Genomic DNA, 18,009 nt, shown 5'->3' with positions numbered 1-18,009 from the left:
ATAAAAAAGACGCCCCCTCCAGGTCACCTGGAGGCCGCGACTTTTTAAGAGTTGCCGAACGAGGAGAGGGTCAGCCGTCGAGGCGGCGGATCATGTTCATGAGGGTTTCCAGTTGAAGGCCGCCTTTGATGGGGTAGTTGGTGTAGCCGAGGTAGCCCCACCAGTCCCAGCAGCCGTACGGGTTCACGGCGGAGGCGGTGGCCTGGGGGTACAGGACGACGGTGTTGTTGGTGTCGGCGTACTGGTTCAGGTTGGCGCGGTCGACGAAGGCGGTGCCGACCGCGTCGTAGCCCTGGGCGCAACCGTGCAGCGCGACCAGTAGACGGCAGCTCTGACCGGCCGCGCAGCTGCTCGGCACGTACGCGAAGCCGCTGCTGCCCATGCTCAGCCCGGCCGCGAACCCGTTGACCGCGAACGTGTTCTGGTCGAACCGGATCAGCGAGCCGGTGAGCGGGCCGGTGTTGCGGGCGTTCACCGCGCCGTACAGCTTGGCGAACATCGCGTTCTGCGGGTCGGTGCCGCAGTCGTTGAGGTACGGCGACGCGGTGACCGTGCAGCCGCCCGTGCCGTACGGCGTGACCCAGGCATGCCCGGCCGAGCCGCCCGAGTTGTAGGACACGCTTGAGCCGAAGTGCTGGTAGTACCGCACGAGATCGTCGGTGACCGACTTCTTCACGGTGGTGTCGTTGTTGCCGTGGTAGACGTACACCGGGTCGCCGGACAGCGCCGACGGCGGGTCGATCCAGCCGTAGCCCGACCACAGCGAGGTGTACGACTGCAGGCTGCTCAGCTGCGTCGACCACAGATTGTCGCCGCACGCGTAGAGCGCCCGGCTCGCGTTGTACTGCGCGCAGTAGTAGGGCCCGGCGGCGAACACGGCCGCGCCCTTGATCCGGCCCGAGTAGGCCACGTGCAGCTGGGTCGCCATGTAGCCGCCGGAGGAGACGCCGGCGACGTACACGCTGGATATGTTGTAGGTCTTGAGGGTGCCGGTGACGGGCGGCACCGTGTAGGGCGTCGCGGCGGCGGCGGGCGCGGCGGATCCGAAAACGACCAGCAGCGCGGCGGCGACCGCGACGCCGGCGCGGACACGTGGTGACATGGCCGACTCCTTCCGGTGACAGGGGTGGCGTCACCGTAGGCGCGGGCCGCGCGAGCCTCCAGCCCCGCCGTCCACATGTTTCGATGTCCTGGGATGGCTCCCGCCGCCATGCGCTATATCGTTGGCCCGGTCTGGGCGCGTCCGGGCATCCTGTGTCCCATGGGAATGCTCGACAGCGTCGCCACGCGGGTGGCCGCTGGGGCGACCGTGCGGTTCCGGCCCACCGGCAACTCGATGGTTCCGCTGATCCGCAGCCGCGACCTGGTGGCCGTCGCGCCCGTGGACCCGGCCGCGGTCCAGGTCGGCGACATCGTACTGGCCCGCGTCGCGGGCACGGTCTACCTGCACCTGGTGTCGGCCGTGGACGCGGCAGCCGGGCGGGTGCAGATCAGCAACAACCGGGGCCGGGTCAACGGCTGGACCGGTCAGGCCCGCGTCTTCGGCATCTGCACCGAGGTCGAGGGAGCGGCGCGGCCGCGGCTGGACGGCAAGCTCAGACAGCCAAGCACATAGACAGATGCAAGTATGGCATTGACCGCGCCCCGCCCTGGGTCCATTATTAGGAAAGTTTCCTAATAACAGGAGGGCACATGCGCAAGATCCGCTCCCTTGCCGCGATCCTTGCCATAGCCGTCACCGCCCTGGCGCTGCCCGGCGTCGCGGCGGCCGCCCCGGCCGGGCTCACCGCCACCTTCTCGAGCACCAACAACGGTTCGTGGTTCATGGACAAGTTCGTCGTCGCGAACCCCACCGGCGCCGCGATCACCGGCTGGACCCTGGAGTTCGACCTACCGGCCGGCGTGACCATGAGCAACTTCTACAACGGCACGGCCACCCAGTCCGGCAGCCACGTCACCGTCGTCAACGCGCACTACAACGGCACGGTCGCCGCCGGGGCGAGCACCGAGCCGTACAGCCCCTGGTTCATCGCGTACGGCTCCGGCGCGGCCCCGCTGAACTGCCGGATCAACGGCAACAAGTGCGACGGCAGCGCCGACCGGGCCCCGGGCACGCCGACGGGCGTGACGGTCACCGGGCGCACCACCCGTATCGTCTCCCTGGCCTGGACCGCCGCCGCGGTGACGGACTTCCCGATCGCGGGCTACGACGTGCTGTCCGGGAGCACTGTCGTGGCGACGAGCACCGCCACCAGCACGACCGTCACGGGCCTGACCCCGAACACCGGGTACACCTTCACCGTGCGGGCCCGCGACACCCGCGGCAACCTGTCCGCGGTCAGCGCGCCGGTCAGCGCGACGACGCTGAACCCGGCCAACGACACCACGCCGCCGACCGTGCCCGGCAACCTGCGCTCGACCGCCAAGGCCGCCACCTCGGTCACCCTGGCCTGGAACGCGGCCACCGACGCCAGCGGCATCGCCGGATACGACGTGTACACCGGCACGACCCTGCGGGCCAGCGTCACCGGCCTGACCGCGGTGGTCGGCGGCCTGTCGCCGCTGACCGCGTACACCTTCACGGTCAAGGCCCGCGACACCTACGACAACGCCTCCGCCGCCTCGAACGCCGTCACCGTCACCACCGACGATGTCCTCGGGGCGGGCAGCTACGCGAAGGTCGGCTACTTCGTGCAGTGGGGCATCTACGGCCGGCAGTACTTCGTGCGCAACCTGGACACCAGCGGCGCGGCGGCCAAGCTGACCCACCTCAACTACGCCTTCGCCAACATCGACCCGGTCAACCTGACCTGCCTGCAGGGCGTCACCCGGGGCACCACCACCAACCCGCAGGACCCCGACCAGGGTACGGGCGCCGGTGACGCCGACGCCGACTACGGCCGCCCGATGGCCGCGTCGCAATCCGTCGACGGGGTCGCCGACACCGGCTGGGAGCCGCTGCGCGGCAACTTCAACCAGCTGCGCAAGCTCAAGGCCAAGCACCCGCGCCTCAAGGTGCTCATCTCGATCGGCGGCTGGACCTACTCGAAGTACTTCTCCGACGTCGCGGCCACCCCCGCGGCGCGGGAGAAGTTCGTGCGGTCCTGCATCGACATCTACATCAAGGGCAACCTGCCGGCGTACAACGGCGCGGGCGGGCCGGGCAGCGCCGCGAACATCTTCGACGGGATCGACCTCGACTGGGAGTGGCCGGGCGCGGAGGGCCACCCGGGCAACCACGTCAGTCCGGCGGACAAGGCCAACAACACGGCGCTGACCGCCGAGTTCCGCCGCCAGCTCGACGCGCTGACCGCGACCACCGGCAAGCGCTACCTGATCACCGCGTTCACCCCGGCCGACCCGGCGAAGATCGCGGCGGGCTGGGACATCGGGCCGAACGGCGTTTTCAACTACATGGACTTCGCCAACGTGCAGGGCTACGACTTCCACGGGTCCGGCTCGGACAACTCTTGGGAGCCGAACCGCACCGGCCACCAGGCCAACCTGTACCGCGACGCGCAGGACCCGTACGCGTTCGAGTTCAGCGTGGACAAGGCGATCCAGACGTACCTCGACGCCGGGGTCAGCCCGCGGCGGCTCACCGTCGGCGTGGCCTTCTACGGGCGCGGCTGGCAGGGCGTCGCGGCCGGCGGCGTCAACGGCGAGTGGCAGACCGCGACCGGCGCGGCCCCGGGGCAGTTCGCCGAGGAGGCCGGGACCAGGGGGTACGCCAACCTGCTGGCGGGCGTGCCCGGGTGCACGGTCTACCACGACGTGCAGTCGGTCTCCAGTTACTGCTACACCGGCGCGGGTGGGCAATGGTGGAGCTTCGACGATCCCTGGTCGATCGGCCAGAAGACCGCCTGGATCAAGCAGAAGGGCCTGCTCGGCGGCATGATCTGGGAGATGTCCGGGGACACCGCGTCGGGCACGCTGATGTCGGCGGTGCACTCGGGCCTGTGACGGACCGCCGCGCGGCGCGCCCCGCCCGGACGTGCGCCGCGCGGCCTCGACGGTGATCGTCGTTTCAGGACAGGATCTGCGGTCCGACCGCACGTTCTGACCTCAAACGGCGATCACCACCGCGGCCGCCGCCGGGGTCAGCGCCCCGCGCGGCGGCGCATGCCCGCGGCCAGCGGGGCCTGGTCCAGGTCACCGGCGGCGACGCGCTTGGCGATGGTGCGACGCACGATCGCGCCGGTCACCGAGGGCAGGTGCCGGGCCAGGAGCAGCTCGAACCGGCCGCGCCCGGTGGTGGCCACGTCGCGCGGGGCCTTGCGGGCGGTCGCGGCGCGCAGGATCGCGGCCACCACGCCCTCCACCGGCTCGTACCGGGACACGCCCTGCAGGGACAGGCCGGCCTGGGCGGACGCGTCGTGGATCGGGGACGCGACCATGCTCGGGTAGACGACGCTGACGCCGATGTGCGTGCCGACCTCCAGCCGCAGCGCGTCGGCGTACGCGACCAGGGCGCGCTTGCTGACGCCGTACGCGGCGGCGAGCGGCAGCGGCAGCAGCGCCATGCGGCTGGACACGAACACCACCCGGCCGCGGCTGCGCTCCAGGGCGGGCACGGCCGCGGCGGTGGTGTGCCAGGCGGCCATCAGGTTGACGTCGAGCTGCCTGCGGGCGGCGTCACCCGGTGCCAGCTCGGCCGGGGCGGGCCCGCCGACGCCGGCGTTGTTGATCAGCAGGTCGAGGCCGCCGAGCGTCTCGACCGCCTGGGCGACCGCGCCGGGCACGGCGGCGCCGTCGGTCAGGTCGCAGGCGATGACCGGCGAGGTGCCGACCGTGTCCGCGCGCAGGTCGAGGCCGACGACGCGGGCCCCGGCCAGTTCCAGCCGCGCGCACAGCAGGCGGCCGAAGGTGCCGTTCGCGCCGGTGACGATGACGCGCCGGCCGTTGAGGGTGGTCATCGAGCGGTCTCCTGCGGTGTGCGGGCCGGGCGGCCGGTGGGCGTGCTCATCGGACGGCAGCCGAGCTGGTCCAGGTGACGCCCTGGCCGCGGCGGGCGCGGGCCGCGCCGTCGGTCAGCTCCTTCGCGGCGAGCGCGAGGTAGGCGTCGAAGTCGATGCGCATGGCGGGGCGGCGCTCGCCCCAGCGGTTGCGGGCGGCGCGGTGCTCGGCGGCGATGTCGGCGGCCTGCCCGGCGGCGTCGGGCAGCGCGTACTGCCCGGCCAGGTGGGCGGCGGCGAGCCGGGCCTGGGCCTCGACGACGGGCAGCGCCGAGCCGGTGGACTGCATCAGGCCGACGAACATCAGCCCGGGGGCCTGCTGGTGGAACACGTGCCGGAACAGCGGCAGCCGGTCCGCGCCGTCGCCGAGCAGCGCCGGGTCGAGGAACGGCAGGTCGATGTCGTAGCCGGTGCACCAGACGACCAGGTCGATCTCGTCGGTCGCGCCGTCGGTGAAGCGCACCCGGTCGCCGTCGAACCGGGCGATCGCGGGCCGGACGCCGATCTCGCCGTGGGTGATGCGCGACAGCAGCGAGTCCGACAGCGTCGGGTGGTCCTGCAGGAAGCCGTGCTCCGGGGCGGGCAGGCCGTACGCAGCGGGACGGCCGACGGCGAAGCGCAGCATGGTCTGGCTGATGCGCTGGCGCAGCCGCCACGGCAGTCGCTTGGCCAGCGCCCCGTTGAGGGTGTCGGACGGCTTGCCGAGCAGGTGCTTGGGCACGATCCAGACGCCGCGGCGCAGCGACAGCAGGGTGCGCGGGGCGACGTACGAGGCGTCGACGGCGATGTCCATGGCCGAGTTGCCGCCGCCGACGACCAGCACCCGCCGCCCGGCGAGCTGCTCGGGGCCGCGGTAGTCGTGGCTGTGCAGCTGCTCGACGCCGAGCTCGCCCGGGTAGGCGGGCGACGGCAGCTTGGGGCGGCTGTTGTGCCCGTTGGCGACCACGACGGCCTCGACGTGCACGGTGGTGGTGCCGTCGGGGCCGAGCGCGGTCACCCGCCAGCCTGCGCCGTCGCGGACGACCTCGGTGACCGTGTGCCGTAGCTGCACCGACGCCGTGAGGCCGAAGCGCTGGGCGTAGTCGTGCAGGTAGCCGGCGATGCGGCCGTGGTCGGGGTAGTCGGGCCAGTCCGCTGGCATGGGCAGGTCGGCGAACTCGGTGCGGGTCCGCGAGGTGTTCAGGTGCAGCGTGCGGTACGCCGAGGAGTGCGGGGCCCCGTACACCCACAGGCCGCCGACCTGGGCCGCGGCGTCGAAGGCGACGGCGGGCACACCCCGGTCGGCCAGTGCCTTGAGCGTGGCCAGCCCGGCCGGCCCGGCTCCGATCACGGCGACCCGTGGCGTCATGCGTACCCTCCCGAAATCCAACGTCCGTTGGATATTGCGTCGCGAGGGGTGCTCGCGTCAAGCGCCCGCCGGCGGTCAGGCCGACGGCGGGTACATGCGGTCGAGCCAGCGGTGGGCGAAGGCGCGGAACTCACGGCGCTGGCGGGCCCCGTTCGCACCGGACAGCAGGCCGACCACGTGCGCGTGCACGGACCAGACCAGGCTGCGCACGGCCAGGTGCGGCTGCGGTTCGCTGAGCACGCCGGCCGCGTCGGCCTCGGCCAGCACCTGCTCGACGGCCTGGTACAGCGGCTCGCTGTAGCGCTGGTCGAGTTCGGCGTGCCGGTCCGGCTCCAGCCAGCGGCGCAGCCACAGGCCGGTGACCTCGGGTCGGTCCTCCAGGAAGTCGATGAACACGTCGACGAGTTCGTGCAGTGCGGCCATGGCCGGGCCGGGCCCGGCGGCGAGCCCCTCCCGGGCGGTGGCGACGGCCCTGGTCAGCGCCTCGCTCTCGGCCGCGAAGACGCGGGCGAAGCAGCACTCGTACAGGGCGGCCTTGGTGCCGACGTGGTGGTGCACCGTGGCGACGTCCACGCCGCAGGCCGCCGCGACCTCGCGCATGCCGACGGCGTCGAAGCCGCGCCGCGCGAACAGGCCCGCCGCCGCCTCGATGATCACGTCGGGAGTGGCGCGCTGGTCCGCGCGCCGGGGGCGGCCCGGTCCCCGTCGGGGTGTAGTCATGCGCTCCATCGTGCCCTACTATCCAGCAAACGTTGGATTACACCCGCGAAACAGCGAGGAGAGGGTATGGACGAGGCGGCGCGGCTTCCCCGCGGCGGCATGCTGGCCTTCGCGAGCGGGTCACTGGGCATGGGCACCTGGGTCACCGTACCCGGCCTGCTGCTGCTCTACTTCCTCACCGACGTGCTCGCCGTCGCGCCGCTGGTCGCCGGGTTCGTGCTGCTGCTTCCGAAGATCGCGGACGTGCTGCTGCACCCGTGGGTCGGCCACCTCTCCGACGCCGACCTGGCCCGCCGCGGCCACCGCCGCATCCTGATGATGATCGGCTGCGGCCTGCCGCTCGCCTTCGCGGCCCTGTTCCTGGTGCCCGGCGGCCTGATCGGCAACTCCGCCGCGGCCTGGGTCGCCGTCGCCTTCATCGCGGGCAACCTGTTGTTCGCCGCGTACCAGGTGCCCTACCTGTCCACGCCCGCCGACCTGGCCATCGGCTACCACGAGCGCACCCGCCTGATGGGCTTCCGGATGGTCGTGCTCACCGTCGGCATCCTGCTCAGCGGCGTGCTCGCGCCGATGCTGGCGGGCAAGGAGGAAGCGACCCGGTCCGGGTACGCCCTCATGGGCCTCGTGCTCGGCGCGTCGATGCTGGTCACCATGCTGATCGGCATCGGCGGTGTGCGGCGGCTGACTGCGGCCGCCCCGAGCCCGGTGAGCACCGGACACGGCAAGGCGGGCCTGCGCACCCTGCTCGTCGCGCTGCGTGACCCGCAGTTCCGCTGGCTCGTCGGCTCCTACCTGGCCATGTCCACCACCAGCCACCTGGTGCTGGCCGCCGTGCCCTACTTCGCCGAGTACGAACTCGGCCGCCCCGGCCTGACCACCGTGCTCGTCGCCGCGTTCGTCGCGCCCGCGCTGATCGCCACGCCGGTCTGGGTCGTGGTGGCGCGCCGCATCGGCAAGCAGCCCGGCCTGCTCATCGCGCAGGGCGCGTTCGTGGCCGGTTCGATCGTGCTCGCCTTCGGCAGCGCCGCGGGCCTGCCCGTGCTGATCGCCGCGGTCGCGGTGCTCGGCATCGCGTTCGCCGCGATGCAGCTGCTGCCGTTCTCGATGATGCCCGACGTGATCCGCGCGAGCGGCGCGGACGGCACCACCCGCGCGGGCACCTACACGGGTGTGTGGACCGCGGCCGAGGCCACCGGCGGCGCGCTCGGGCCGTACGTGTACGCGGCCTGCCTGGCCATCGGCGGCTTCGTCGCCAGCAGCGCGGGCACCGAGGTCGTGCAGTCGGAGTCCGCGCACACCATGATCCGGCTCGGCTTCGGTGTCGTCCCCGCCGTGCTGATGGTGATCGCGATGCTGCTGCAACGCCGCTACACCCTGGACCGCACGCTGCGGTGACCGGACCCGGCGGTTAGCATCCGGATCATGGGTCAGATCGCCGTACGCGCCAGCCGTCCGCTCGCCTTCGCGGTCGCGCCGATCCTGCTCACGCAGGGTGTCCGGGTGCGCCGCCGGACGCCCGTGCTGCCCGAGGCCGCGGGGGAGCGCCACGGTGTCGAGGGCGGGCCGGGCCCGGACCCGCTCGCGGTGCTCGTGCTCGGCGAGTCGACCGCAGCAGGGGTCGGCGTCCCCAGCCAGGCCGAGGGGCTCGCCCCCGCGCTCGCGTCCGGCCTCGCCCGGCACAGCGGCCGTCCCGTGACCTGGCGGGTCTGTGCCAACACCGGGTTCAGCGCGCGCAAGACCCTGACCCGGCTCGTCCCGCAACTGCCCGACGAGGCCTATGACGCCGTCGTCGTCGTGCTCGGCGTCAACGACGTGCTGGAGATGCGAGCCGCTGCGGCCTGGCAGCGCGACGTCACCGCGCTGCTTGCCGCGCTGCGGCCGCGGCTGCGCGCCGGCGGCCGTATCGTGCTCGCGGGCGTGCCGGACGTCGCGGGCTTCCCGACGCTGCCCCAGCCGACCCGCGCCCTGCTGGCGCTGCACGCCCGGCACCTGGACCGCCGCCTGGCCCGAGCGGCCGCGAGCACACCGTCGGCCTTGCACGTGCCCAGCCCGCGCATCGACGAGCCCGGCCTCTACGCCGAGGACGGCTTCCACCCCAGCGCCGCCGGTTACCGGATGTGGGCGGCGCACCTCGTGGATGCCCTGACGGGCGGTCCTGTCCGCGCCACGGGTTAGCCTGTGGCCGTGAGGCAGGCGGCGGAAGGGCGGATCGGTGGCTGACGCGGACGATGTGCGCCGGCTGGCGCTCGCGCTGCCCGAGGTGGTCGAGATCGACAGCGAGGGCTTCGACTTCCGGGTCGCGAACAAGGGCTTCGTCTGGTCTTACCCCGAGCGCCTGCCCGGCAAGCCGCGCGTCATCCGTACCGACGTCGCGGTGCTGTACGTCGGCGACGAGGCCGAGAAGCAGGCGCTGCTGCTCGGCGAGCCCGACCTGTTCTTCACCACGCCGGGCTACGACGGCTTCCCGCTGGTCATGCTGCGGCTGCCCCGGGTGGACGTCGCCCGGCTCACCGAACTGGTCACCGACGCGTGGCGCATGCGCGCCCCGGACGAGCTCGCCGGGCTGCTGGACGAGGCCGACCCCGCGCGTCCGGGCCAGGCCTGACCCCGGCGGCGGACTGGCGGCGCTCCGATCGCGGCGAAGGCGACCAGCGGGCCACGGCTAACGCGGCAGGGTCTCCTCGACCGCTGCCGCTCCCGCGACGTGGTGCACCGCGACCACGGCGCTGTGCGGCAGCGGCCCGTACACGTGCGGGAACACGCCCCGGTCGCGGGACTCCTCCCAGCGCAGGGACTCCTCGACCGCCCGCGTGTCCACGGCGACCACGACGAGCTCCGGCTCGTCGCCGAACACTCGCGCCGCGGTTGCCGCGACCTGCTCGCGTGAGGACAGATGGACGAATCCGGACTCGTGGTCGAACGGCGAGCCGTCGAACTCACCGGCCTGCTCGAACGCCGCCCATTCCGACGGCAGCAGGATCTTGTAGATCAGCACCTCACCACCATGCCAGACGTCATGCGGCCGACCAGTTCCGGTGCAGGGCCAGGGCGAGCCGCCGCTGCCAGGATTCGCTGTCACCGGTGACGGACGGGTACTCGCGGGTGAAGTTCTCCCAGTCGACGGTCCAGTCGAGCACGGACTCGGCGGTGAAGTCGTCGGCCTCCTCACCCAGTTCAGGCCAGATCAGGCTGCGGACGAGCGACAGCTCCACCGCCGTGTGCTCGGCGAGCAGCACCGCGTCGTAGAGGTCCTTGCCCTGCGGATACATGTCGGTGGCCAACCACATCAACTTCCAGGCCAGCGACAGCGCGGGCGAGGCGGCCCGCATCGCCGTGCCGACGCCGTCGAGCGTCACCGCGACCGGCTCGATCGGCAGGTGCTCGTTGAACACGAAGTCGACCTGCACCGAGCCGCCCGGCACGCCCGGCGCGTCGAACGGAATGACCAGGCGGCGTCCGTCGGCCCGCTCGTAGGTCCAGATCTCGGAGTGCACGGCTCGGCTCGGGTCGAGGCTCACACCGGGCCGGGCGCGCAGCTCGTCGAGGATCGCGTCGAGCATCGCGGCGGCCTCTGCGCTCTTGCTGCTCATGGAGAACGGCTCGACGACGAAGTCGACGTCGCCCGGCTCGCGGGCCTCGCCGCCGAACCAGGCGGCCAGGACGGCGCTGCCCCGCAGCACGAGCTGCCCGGCATACGGCGTGCGCTGCACCGCGTTCAGCAACTCGGTCATGGCCTGCCTGCGGGCTCGCTTCCACCGTCGGGCCGTGCCCGCGTCGTCGAACACGGGCTCGCTCGGCCGGTAGGCGCTCTCGTGCTGCTTGAGCGCCGGGTCGAAGGCCACGCCCTGGGACACCCCGGGGGTGTCGGGCAGCGGCCGATAGGTGGCCGGGTAGTTCGGCCCGGCGGGTGGCGCCGTGCGCCGCTGGTCGTAGCGCGCGTTCGTGGCCGGAGCCGGCGCGAGCCAGTCCGCGTCGAGGGAGAGGTGGTCGTCGTGCACGACGTACTCCTGCTCGACGGAGGCGATCTCCCAGGAGGCCTCGCGCAGCGCGGCGACGAGCCGGTCGAGCCGGTCGCGGGCGGACTCGAGGCCGACCCCGTGGCAGCGCTGGGTGACGAAACGTTCCTGCCTGCCGTCGTCGCGGACGCGGCGCGCGTTGCGGGACAGACGCGCGTCGTGCTGCTCGGCCAGGGTGGCGACGGCCAGCAGGGACGCCACGTCCTCGGTGGGCAGCAGCAGCTTCACGTGGTGCTCGAAGTAGCGGCCGGCGGGCTCGGCCGCGGCGTCGGCATCGGTGGCTGGCACGCCCGTGCACCACGGCGCGGCCTCGATCTTCGTGCGTACCGGGTGCAGTATGGCGTCACGCAGCCGCTTTCCCCACTGCGCAGCCAGGACGTGCTGGTCGGCGAGCGTTCCCGACCCGGTCAGGGTCAGCATCGGCTGGGAGCGGCTCGCGCCGCGATCCAGGACGACGTGCACGAACTTGACCTGGTGCCGTTCGGCGAAGTCGGCCAGGGCCCGTGCCCGGTATTCCGGCACGGTCACGTGGATCTCGAAGTCGCCGGTGATCTCGGTGTGCGCGGGCATGGAGGACACCATACAAGCGAAAGATCTTGCCCCGGCAGCTGTTTTTCGCGGACGGCGTCCGTTACCACCGGCGGGGATCGGGCCACGCCCCAGGGGGCTGACCGCGCTGTCGGACCAGGCATGCATGATGCCGCGGTGAACGCGGACGGCGCGTTCGCGGCAAGGGAGGCGACATGGGCGGATCGGCCGCAACGGCGCAAGCGGACGCGTACGAGGAACTGACGGAGTTCCTGCTGCGCCCCGAGGACGACGCCTACCCCGTGCACGAGGTGCGCGAATGCGTGTGCCGGTCCTGCGGCGGACGGGTCTTCGAGGTCGCCGCCATGGCAGACGACGAGGGTGCGGTGCGCCGGACCTGCGTGGCCTGCGGCGTCCACGGGTTCATCGCCGACAGCGCGGAGTACTGGGACGACGAGGACGACGTCGAGGTCTGCGCGTGCAACTGCGGGCACGAGGAGTTCACCGCCGCGGTCGGCTTCTCCCTGTACGACGACGGATCGGACGACGTGCGCTGGCTCTACGTCGCGCTGCGCTGCCAGTCCTGCGCGGAGATCGGCGTCTACGACGACTGGAAGATCGGCTACGGCCCGAGCGGGATGCTGCTGGACCAGGTCTGACCTCGAACGCGCCAGGGGGCGTGCCGCGGCACGCCCCCTGGTCACCGGGCTGGGGTTCAGACGCGTCCGAAGAACCAGTTGCCGGGGGCGGTCTCGTCGGCTCCGATGTAGAACTGGCGTACGCCGAGCATCAGCTCATCGATGGTGAGGTAGCCGTCCTCGTCCGCGTCGAGCTTGTCGAAAGCCAGGTTGATCTCGCCGACCGGGGTGCCGAAGGCGCGCTGCATGGTGGCGAACTCGTCCCGGCTGACCCGACCGTCGTCGTCGGTGTCGGCCAGGTGCAGCACGGCCAGCGCGCCGGGGCGGAAACTGCGGTCGAAGGCGTCGCCGTGCACGAACGCCTCGGTGAAGCCCTGCCGCCACTCCTGCGGGCTGAGTCGCTGGTCGTGGTCGACGTCCAGCGCTTTGGCCAGCTCCTGCCAGAAGGTGGAGAAGTCCTCGGCGATCCGCAGCGCCTTCGGCGCGTCGTGCGCGGTGCCGAACTCGGCCAGCAGGCGTATGCCGAGGTTGGTCAGGTCCTGCTGCTCGACGAAGCCGCTGCGGTCGTTGTCGAGGTGGCCGAAGGCCTTGTCCAGCTTGCGGAGCTGCATCTCAGTAGCCATGCCCGAAATCTATGATGCAGCTCCACATAAAGTCGATATCGGGCAAAGACACTTCATTCGGAAGTGGTGGATTGAATGTCGGTTGCCGCGGGCGGCCCAGTGTGGCGATGATCCAGGTATGCGAGAGAGCCCGCAGGAGTGCGACCGGTGATGACGACGTGGTGACCCGCCTGGCCGAGCGCGAGTGGCAGGTGCTGGTCAGCACGGTCGGACTCGGCGGCAGGCGATACCGGGTGGTGCGCGCCGCCCGCCCGCCGGCGTTCGCCGGGCTCCGCGAGGGCCCGCTGGGCGCGCAGCTCTGCGTGGACAAGCATTCGGCGGCGATGTTCGCGATGGCCTGGGGGCTGGCCGCCCGCTCTCCGCACACCATCGTGTACCTGCCGCTGCGCGCGTCGGCCGCGGCGGACCCCTGCGACTGGGGCCGCCCGCTGGACCTGGTGCTGGTGCACCACAGCCTGGCGTTCCCGCCCTCGCGGTGGAAGGAGGTGCGGGCGCGGCTCGGGGCGGGCAGGCCGCACACCGTCACCCTGCCGGCGGGGACGTGGCCCAGCCGTCCCGCCGCCGACCACCGCCGCACGTGGCACCAGGAATATCGCGACCACCTGCTGTGGTCCGTCGCCGCGGACACGATGGTGCTGACGGGCAGCCGGGAAGCCTACGAGCTGCGGGCCGAGCAGGTTCGGCGACTGGCCGAGGACGGCCCGGCGTACCGCGCACAGGAGCCGGACCTCCACTACTGCGCCGAGATCGCGATGGGGGCCTGGCACCGGTTCCCGCACAGCCGCAACGGCCACAGCGAACTGCACGTCCAGTACTGCCCGTGAACACGGCCGGGTCCGCTCGGCCGTCGGTTCGGGACGTGACGGTCGGACGGCAGGTCATCTGACTGACGGCGGGGCGCCGCGTTGTCGACCCCGATCCGGTCGATGCGACATCGTCCACAACGGAGATTTCCAGAATGAGTCCGCTCGGCTACGCTCCGGGGGACAGGCACGGGAGAGCGCTCTCTCCGGCAGCCGTTTTCGCCTGCCGGGCCTACCTCGCACAGGCGAGAGCGCGGTCACCCGTGCCGACCAGTCCCAGCAGAGAGGACCTGCACGCAATGATGAGCACGAGTCCCGGCAGTGCCACGGCACCGTCCGCGGGCCGCCGGCGCCGGAAGGTGACGCGCGGCCTGACGACGGCGCTCGCGGCCGTCGTCGTGGTCGCCGGCAGCACCGGCCCGGCCGCCGCCGCGACCCCGTCGTCGTCCGGCACGCCGAACTTCGGCGCGAACGTCACCGTCTTCGACCCGAGCATGCCGGTCAGCCAGATCCAGGCCACCCTGGACGCGGTGCACACGGCCCAGGTCGACGCCGAGATGGCGCCCAACCGGTACGCGTTCCTGTTCAAGCCGGGCACCTACGGCACCCCCGAGCAGCCGCTCCAGGTCAAGGTGGGCTACTACACCGAGATCGCCGGCCTGGGCGCGTCGCCGACCGACGTGGTGATCAACGGCAAGGTCGAGGTGTACAACCGCTGCCTGGCCGACGGCGGCACCAGCAACTGCCTCGCGCTGGTCAACTTCTGGCGCACCCTGTCCAACCTGACGATCAACGTCAACGCCGCCGGGCAGGACGGCTGCCGCGCCTCGGCGAACTTCTGGGGTGTGTCGCAGGCGGTCTCCATGCGCCGGCTCAACATCACCGGCGCGAACCTGTCGCTGATGGACTACTGCACCGCGGGTCCGCAGTACGCCAGCGGCGGCTTCATCGCCGACTCGAAGCTGCCGTTCGTGGTCAGCGGATCGCAGCAGCAGTGGCTCACCCGCAACAGCGAGGTGGCCGGCTGGTCCAACGGCGTGTGGAACCAGGTCTTCACCGGCGTCGTCGGCGCGCCGACCGACGAGGCGTTCCCGAACCCGCCCTACACGACACTGGACACCACCCCGGTCAGCCGGGAGAAGCCGTTCCTGTTCGTGGACGCGCAGGGCAAATACCAGGTCCGGGTGCCGTCGGCGCGCACCGACACCCGCGGTGTCTCGTGGGCCGACGGGATGACTCCCGGCCGCACCGTGCCGCTGAGCGACTTCTACATCGCCAAGCCGGGCGACTCCGTCACGAAGATCAATGTGGCCCTCGCGCTCGGCAAGCACCTGCTGCTCACCCCCGGCGTGTACGACATCGCGCGCAGCATCGAGGTGTGGCGTCCCGACACCGTGGTGCTGGGTCTCGGTCAGGCGACGCTGACGGCCGTCAACGGCTCCGTGCCGCTCGACGTCGCGGACGTGCCAGGCGTCATCATCGCCGGTGTCACCATCGACGCGGGTCTCCAGGAGTCGCCGGTGCTGCTGCGCGTCGGCCGCAAGCACAACCTGCTGCGCTGGTCGACGCCGAGCAACCCGACCACGCTGTCGGACGTGTACTTCCGCGTCGGCGGCCCGCACGTCGGCAAGACCGACACCGCGCTGCAGGTCAACAGCAACGACGTGCTCATCGACCACACCTGGGTGTGGCGCGGCGACCACGGCGTGGAGGGCTTCACCGACACGCAGCGGTGGAACACCAACACCGGCCGGTACGGCGCGATCATCAACGGTGACCGGGTCAACGCCAACGGCCTGTTCGTCGAGCACTTCCAGAAGTACAACACCGTGTGGAACGGCGAGAACGGCCGCACCATCCTGTACCAGAACGAGCTGCCCTACGACCCGCCGACGCAGGCCGACTGGATGAACGGCGACGTCGAAGGCTACGCGGGTTACAAGGTCGGCGACCACGTGCGCACGCACACCCTGTACGGCGGCGGCGTGTACGTGTTCAACCAGAACAACCCGTCGATCCACACCGAGAACGGCTTCGAGGTGCCGAACCGGCCGGGGATCAAGCTGCACCACATCATGACCGTCAACCTGAGCGCCGGCACGATCGACCACGTGGTCAACGGCCTCGGCGACCCTGCTGACACCACCCGCATCGGCTCGCCGGTGTACGTCGTGGATTACCCGGCCCCGTAAGCCGGGTGCCGCACGCTGTGGCCGGTCCGGGCACGTCCGGACCGGCCACAGCCGTATCCGGCCGAGGCGAGGAACATTACGATCATCGGGTGCCCGACTCGATCCCGTTGACGATCCGTTCCGGCGGCCTGGACGATGTCGCCGCCGTGCTCGCCCTCATGGACCAGGCGACCGAGTGGCTGGTGTCGATCGGGCGTGAAGACCAGTGGGGCACGGAGCCGCACTCCACCAACCCCAAACGCATCGCGCAGGTCGAGGGATTCGCCCGCGGCGGCGGGCTGTGGATCGCCGAGCGTGGCGCGGCCGTGGTCGGCGCGCTCTCGGTCGGCGAAGCCCTGCCTTACGTGCCGCCTGCCGAGGAGCCCGAGCTCTACGTCCAGCTGCTGATCTCCGACCGGTCCGCGTCGGGCCGGGGTGCCGGCGCCGCACTGCTGGCGCGGGCGCGTGAACTGGCGGTCGCCCAGGGTGTCGCGCTGATCAGACTGGACTGCTTCGCCGGGGGCGAAGGGGCACTGGTGCGCTACTACGAGAAGCAGGGTTTCACCAGGGGTGACACCTTCTCCGTCGAGCAGGCCGGCCGCGAGTGGCCGGGGCAGATCCTCACTCGCCGCTGGTGAGCCCGTGCCGTGTGCCGATGTCGGCATCCGGACCGACGGATGGGCCCGGGTTCGGTCTGCGCGGAGCATGAGGGGCGTTCGCTTCGCAGCGTGGACGGGACGGGACATGACCGGTGTACTGCGTCGCTGGGGTCGTTTCGCGGGCATCGCCGCGCTGGCGGGTCTGCTGGTGAGCGCGGCCGCCGGGCCGGTGGGGGCCGCCGGGCCAGGCCCCATCTGCCTGGCGCCCACCGGGGAGGACCTCCCCGACACGGGTCCGGTGCTCAAGTGGAGTCTGAGCAGCTACCGGGTCACCACCGTCAGCTCGTACTGGTCGGTGGTCGCGGTGCGCGGCTCGCAGGGCTACAACCCGGACCTGGTTCTGCACGATCAGGCGAAATGCGTGCTGGCGGCCGGCGAGGACGGCTCGGCGAACCGAGTGGACTGGATCGCCTTCGACAACAACTCCGGCCGCCTGCCGATCGGGGCCTATCCGGCCCGGGTCTACGGGCATCCTGGCAACACGAGCCCGGTCAAGTACCAGGTCCAGTTCGTGCGAGGCTGGGCGACCCTCTCCACCACGGCCACCTACTTCCAGCCGGTCGGCACCACGTCCTCCGATTGGGTGGTCGACATCCGTGACGTCCATCTGACGGCCGGCACGACCTACCTCTTCACCGTCAACGGCGGGGTCACCTCGATGCACCTGCTGGGCAGCACCGGCGAATCGGCGACCTGGTCCAAGACCGCGACGACGGCGGACCGCACCGTGGACATCGAGCTGCCCGGGCCGCTGTACGGCGGGTTCACGGTGACCGCGCCCCGGACCGGCTGGTACGGCCTGCTGTTCGTCCGGGACAGCGTGCTCAACGTCCCGGTCGCGGTGCAGATCGGGGTGATCTAGGACCACTTCGCCGACATTTGTTGGCGAAGTGCCGGTGAACTGGCTACTCTGGCCTGGTGGGAACGGGAGTGAAGGCCGGGGAGACGCACAGTCGCGACCCCCGGGCCGTACGGACCAGGGCGCGGCTCGCGGACGCGTTCACCGCGGTCGCGGCGCGGCACCCGGGAGCTCCGGTGTCGGTCAGCGCGATCGTGGCGGAGGCGGGCCTGAACCGGTCCTCCTTCTACGCGCACTTCGACACCACGGGCAGCCTGGCGGTGTACGTCCTGGAGCAGGCCCTGCGGGCGATCTCCGAGCAGGACGTGCAGGTGCGGCTGATCGGCAAGGCCACCGGGCGGCACGCCTCCCGGATCGTGCTCGGGCACATCCTCGACCAGGTCGAGGGCCAGCGCGCCGAGCTGCTGGCCGTGTTCGGCTCGGCTGAGGGCGGGGCGGCGACGGCCCGGTTCGGGCAGCAGCTCGCCGACAACATCGGGTACTACTTCCAGCGGTTGCGGATCGCCCCGGCGCGGCCGCCGGGTGAACTGGCGACGACCGCCGTGTTCCTCGGCCACGGCCTGGCCGCCGCGATCGTGCACTGGCTCACCGACCCGGACCCGTGCCCGCGTGAGGACCTGGTCGACGTGCTCGTCGGCCTGGTCCCGGTCTGGGTGGACGACCCGGACCCGCGCTGACGAAGACACCGC

Annotated in this window: 18 protein-coding genes; 11 read left to right on the top strand and 7 right to left on the bottom strand. The window is 71.7% G+C overall.

Annotation, left to right across the window (positions count from 1 at the left end):
- Positions 1 to 70 precede the first annotated feature (70 nt).
- Positions 71 to 1,102 (bottom strand): PHB depolymerase family esterase, encoded by a 1,032-nt coding sequence (locus AB0B66_RS22145; protein ID WP_360532816.1) that lies wholly within the window; start codon positions 1,100 to 1,102, stop codon positions 71 to 73.
- A 159-nt stretch (positions 1,103 to 1,261) separates the two neighbouring features.
- Between AB0B66_RS22145 and AB0B66_RS22140 the strand changes: the two genes are divergently transcribed.
- Together AB0B66_RS22140 and AB0B66_RS22135 are read left to right on the top strand one after the other, a co-directional pair.
- Positions 1,262 to 1,615: a S24 family peptidase gene (locus AB0B66_RS22140; RefSeq protein ID WP_360532813.1), complete on the top strand. Its 354-nt coding sequence runs from the start codon at positions 1,262 to 1,264 to the stop codon at positions 1,613 to 1,615.
- Between the two features lie 77 nt (positions 1,616 to 1,692).
- The gene (locus tag AB0B66_RS22135; RefSeq protein ID WP_360532810.1) at positions 1,693 to 3,963 is read left to right on the top strand and encodes a glycosyl hydrolase family 18 protein; all 2,271 of its coding nucleotides are present in this window, start codon (positions 1,693 to 1,695) and stop codon (positions 3,961 to 3,963) included.
- Positions 3,964 to 4,100: 137 nt separating this feature from the next.
- Here AB0B66_RS22135 and AB0B66_RS22130 read toward each other — a convergent pair whose 3' ends face one another.
- The 3 genes from AB0B66_RS22130 to AB0B66_RS22120 all read right to left on the bottom strand — a co-directional run bounded on the left by AB0B66_RS22130 (position 4,101) and on the right by AB0B66_RS22120 (position 7,023).
- Positions 4,101 to 4,916, bottom strand: a complete 816-nt coding sequence (locus AB0B66_RS22130) for an SDR family NAD(P)-dependent oxidoreductase (protein WP_360532807.1) — start codon at positions 4,914 to 4,916, stop codon at positions 4,101 to 4,103.
- Between the two features lie 46 nt (positions 4,917 to 4,962).
- On the bottom strand, positions 4,963 to 6,303 hold the full coding sequence (locus tag AB0B66_RS22125) for an NAD(P)-binding domain-containing protein (protein WP_360532804.1): 1,341 nt from the start codon (positions 6,301 to 6,303) through the stop codon (positions 4,963 to 4,965).
- Positions 6,304 to 6,378: 75 nt separating this feature from the next.
- Entirely contained in the window at positions 6,379 to 7,023 is a 645-nt protein-coding gene (locus AB0B66_RS22120) for a TetR/AcrR family transcriptional regulator (protein WP_360532801.1), read from the bottom strand.
- Positions 7,024 to 7,089: 66 nt separating this feature from the next.
- Between AB0B66_RS22120 and AB0B66_RS22115 the strand changes: the two genes are divergently transcribed.
- The 3 genes from AB0B66_RS22115 to AB0B66_RS22105 are packed head-to-tail and all read left to right on the top strand — an operon-like array spanning position 7,090 to position 9,628.
- A complete protein-coding gene (locus AB0B66_RS22115) occupies positions 7,090 to 8,418 on the top strand; it encodes an MFS transporter (protein WP_360532798.1) in 1,329 nt (442 codons plus the stop codon).
- Between the two features lie 27 nt (positions 8,419 to 8,445).
- Positions 8,446 to 9,198: an SGNH/GDSL hydrolase family protein gene (locus AB0B66_RS22110; RefSeq protein WP_360532795.1), complete on the top strand. Its 753-nt coding sequence runs from the start codon at positions 8,446 to 8,448 to the stop codon at positions 9,196 to 9,198.
- A gap of 37 nt (positions 9,199 to 9,235) precedes the next feature.
- Positions 9,236 to 9,628 (top strand): hypothetical protein, encoded by a 393-nt coding sequence (locus tag AB0B66_RS22105; RefSeq protein WP_360532792.1) that lies wholly within the window; start codon positions 9,236 to 9,238, stop codon positions 9,626 to 9,628.
- 57 nt (positions 9,629 to 9,685) lie between these two features.
- Here the strand turns inward: AB0B66_RS22105 and AB0B66_RS22100 are convergent, their stop codons facing one another.
- Both AB0B66_RS22100 and AB0B66_RS22095 read right to left on the bottom strand, forming a co-directional pair.
- Positions 9,686 to 10,018 (bottom strand): DUF952 domain-containing protein, encoded by a 333-nt coding sequence (locus tag AB0B66_RS22100; RefSeq protein ID WP_360532789.1) that lies wholly within the window; start codon positions 10,016 to 10,018, stop codon positions 9,686 to 9,688.
- A gap of 19 nt (positions 10,019 to 10,037) precedes the next feature.
- Positions 10,038 to 11,609 carry a nucleotidyl transferase AbiEii/AbiGii toxin family protein gene (locus tag AB0B66_RS22095; protein WP_360532786.1) on the bottom strand — a complete coding sequence of 524 codons (1,572 nt, stop codon included), beginning with the start codon at positions 11,607 to 11,609 and terminating at the stop codon, positions 10,038 to 10,040.
- Between the two features lie 173 nt (positions 11,610 to 11,782).
- On the opposite strand from AB0B66_RS22095, the gene AB0B66_RS22090 reads away from it, so the two are divergent.
- The gene (locus AB0B66_RS22090; protein WP_360532783.1) at positions 11,783 to 12,226 is read left to right on the top strand and encodes a hypothetical protein; all 444 of its coding nucleotides are present in this window, start codon (positions 11,783 to 11,785) and stop codon (positions 12,224 to 12,226) included.
- Positions 12,227 to 12,282: 56 nt separating this feature from the next.
- On the opposite strand, the gene AB0B66_RS22085 is transcribed toward AB0B66_RS22090, so the two are convergent.
- Positions 12,283 to 12,828, bottom strand: a complete 546-nt coding sequence (locus AB0B66_RS22085; protein WP_360532780.1) for an EF-hand domain-containing protein — start codon at positions 12,826 to 12,828, stop codon at positions 12,283 to 12,285.
- 158 nt (positions 12,829 to 12,986) lie between these two features.
- Between AB0B66_RS22085 and AB0B66_RS22080 the strand changes: the two genes are divergently transcribed.
- The 5 genes from AB0B66_RS22080 to AB0B66_RS22060 all read left to right on the top strand — a co-directional run bounded on the left by AB0B66_RS22080 (position 12,987) and on the right by AB0B66_RS22060 (position 17,997).
- A complete protein-coding gene (locus tag AB0B66_RS22080; RefSeq protein WP_360532777.1) occupies positions 12,987 to 13,652 on the top strand; it encodes a hypothetical protein in 666 nt (221 codons plus the stop codon).
- Positions 13,653 to 13,933: 281 nt separating this feature from the next.
- Entirely contained in the window at positions 13,934 to 15,823 is a 1,890-nt protein-coding gene (locus AB0B66_RS22075) for an adenylyl cyclase (protein ID WP_360532774.1), read from the top strand.
- A gap of 89 nt (positions 15,824 to 15,912) precedes the next feature.
- Positions 15,913 to 16,440 carry a GNAT family N-acetyltransferase gene (locus AB0B66_RS22070; protein ID WP_360532771.1) on the top strand — a complete coding sequence of 176 codons (528 nt, stop codon included), beginning with the start codon at positions 15,913 to 15,915 and terminating at the stop codon, positions 16,438 to 16,440.
- A 106-nt stretch (positions 16,441 to 16,546) separates the two neighbouring features.
- Complete coding sequence (locus tag AB0B66_RS22065; protein WP_360532768.1) at positions 16,547 to 17,323, top strand: hypothetical protein; 777 nt, start codon at positions 16,547 to 16,549, stop codon at positions 17,321 to 17,323.
- Positions 17,324 to 17,379: 56 nt separating this feature from the next.
- Positions 17,380 to 17,997: a TetR/AcrR family transcriptional regulator gene (locus tag AB0B66_RS22060; RefSeq protein ID WP_360532765.1), complete on the top strand. Its 618-nt coding sequence runs from the start codon at positions 17,380 to 17,382 to the stop codon at positions 17,995 to 17,997.
- The last annotated feature ends 12 nt before the right edge of the window (positions 17,998 to 18,009 follow it).

This window comes from Catellatospora sp. NPDC049111, assembly GCF_040648615.1.
Taxonomy (GTDB): Bacteria; Actinomycetota; Actinomycetes; order Mycobacteriales; family Micromonosporaceae; genus Catellatospora; species Catellatospora aurea.
Note: the sequence above shows the minus strand (reverse complement) of the source record. Positions and strands in the feature narration are given on the sequence as shown.

Excerpts from the sequence above, each read along its gene's own strand:
- AB0B66_RS22065 (WP_360532768.1), top strand. The coding sequence starts at position 16,547 with ATGACCGGTGTACTGCGTCGCTGGGGTCGTTTCGCGGGCATCGCCGCG.
- AB0B66_RS22085 (WP_360532780.1), bottom strand. The coding sequence starts at position 12,828 with ATGGCTACTGAGATGCAGCTCCGCAAGCTGGACAAGGCCTTCGGCCAC.
- AB0B66_RS22140 (WP_360532813.1), top strand. The coding sequence starts at position 1,262 with ATGGGAATGCTCGACAGCGTCGCCACGCGGGTGGCCGCTGGGGCGACC.
- AB0B66_RS22130 (WP_360532807.1), bottom strand. The coding sequence starts at position 4,916 with ATGACCACCCTCAACGGCCGGCGCGTCATCGTCACCGGCGCGAACGGC.
- AB0B66_RS22145 (WP_360532816.1), bottom strand. The coding sequence starts at position 1,102 with ATGTCACCACGTGTCCGCGCCGGCGTCGCGGTCGCCGCCGCGCTGCTG.
- AB0B66_RS22120 (WP_360532801.1), bottom strand. The coding sequence starts at position 7,023 with ATGACTACACCCCGACGGGGACCGGGCCGCCCCCGGCGCGCGGACCAG.
- AB0B66_RS22095 (WP_360532786.1), bottom strand. The coding sequence starts at position 11,609 with ATGCCCGCGCACACCGAGATCACCGGCGACTTCGAGATCCACGTGACC.
- AB0B66_RS22075 (WP_360532774.1), top strand. The coding sequence starts at position 13,934 with ATGAGCACGAGTCCCGGCAGTGCCACGGCACCGTCCGCGGGCCGCCGG.
- AB0B66_RS22125 (WP_360532804.1), bottom strand. The coding sequence starts at position 6,303 with ATGACGCCACGGGTCGCCGTGATCGGAGCCGGGCCGGCCGGGCTGGCC.
- AB0B66_RS22110 (WP_360532795.1), top strand. The coding sequence starts at position 8,446 with ATGGGTCAGATCGCCGTACGCGCCAGCCGTCCGCTCGCCTTCGCGGTC.
- AB0B66_RS22090 (WP_360532783.1), top strand. The coding sequence starts at position 11,783 with ATGGGCGGATCGGCCGCAACGGCGCAAGCGGACGCGTACGAGGAACTG.
- AB0B66_RS22135 (WP_360532810.1), top strand. The coding sequence starts at position 1,693 with ATGCGCAAGATCCGCTCCCTTGCCGCGATCCTTGCCATAGCCGTCACC.
- AB0B66_RS22115 (WP_360532798.1), top strand. The coding sequence starts at position 7,090 with ATGGACGAGGCGGCGCGGCTTCCCCGCGGCGGCATGCTGGCCTTCGCG.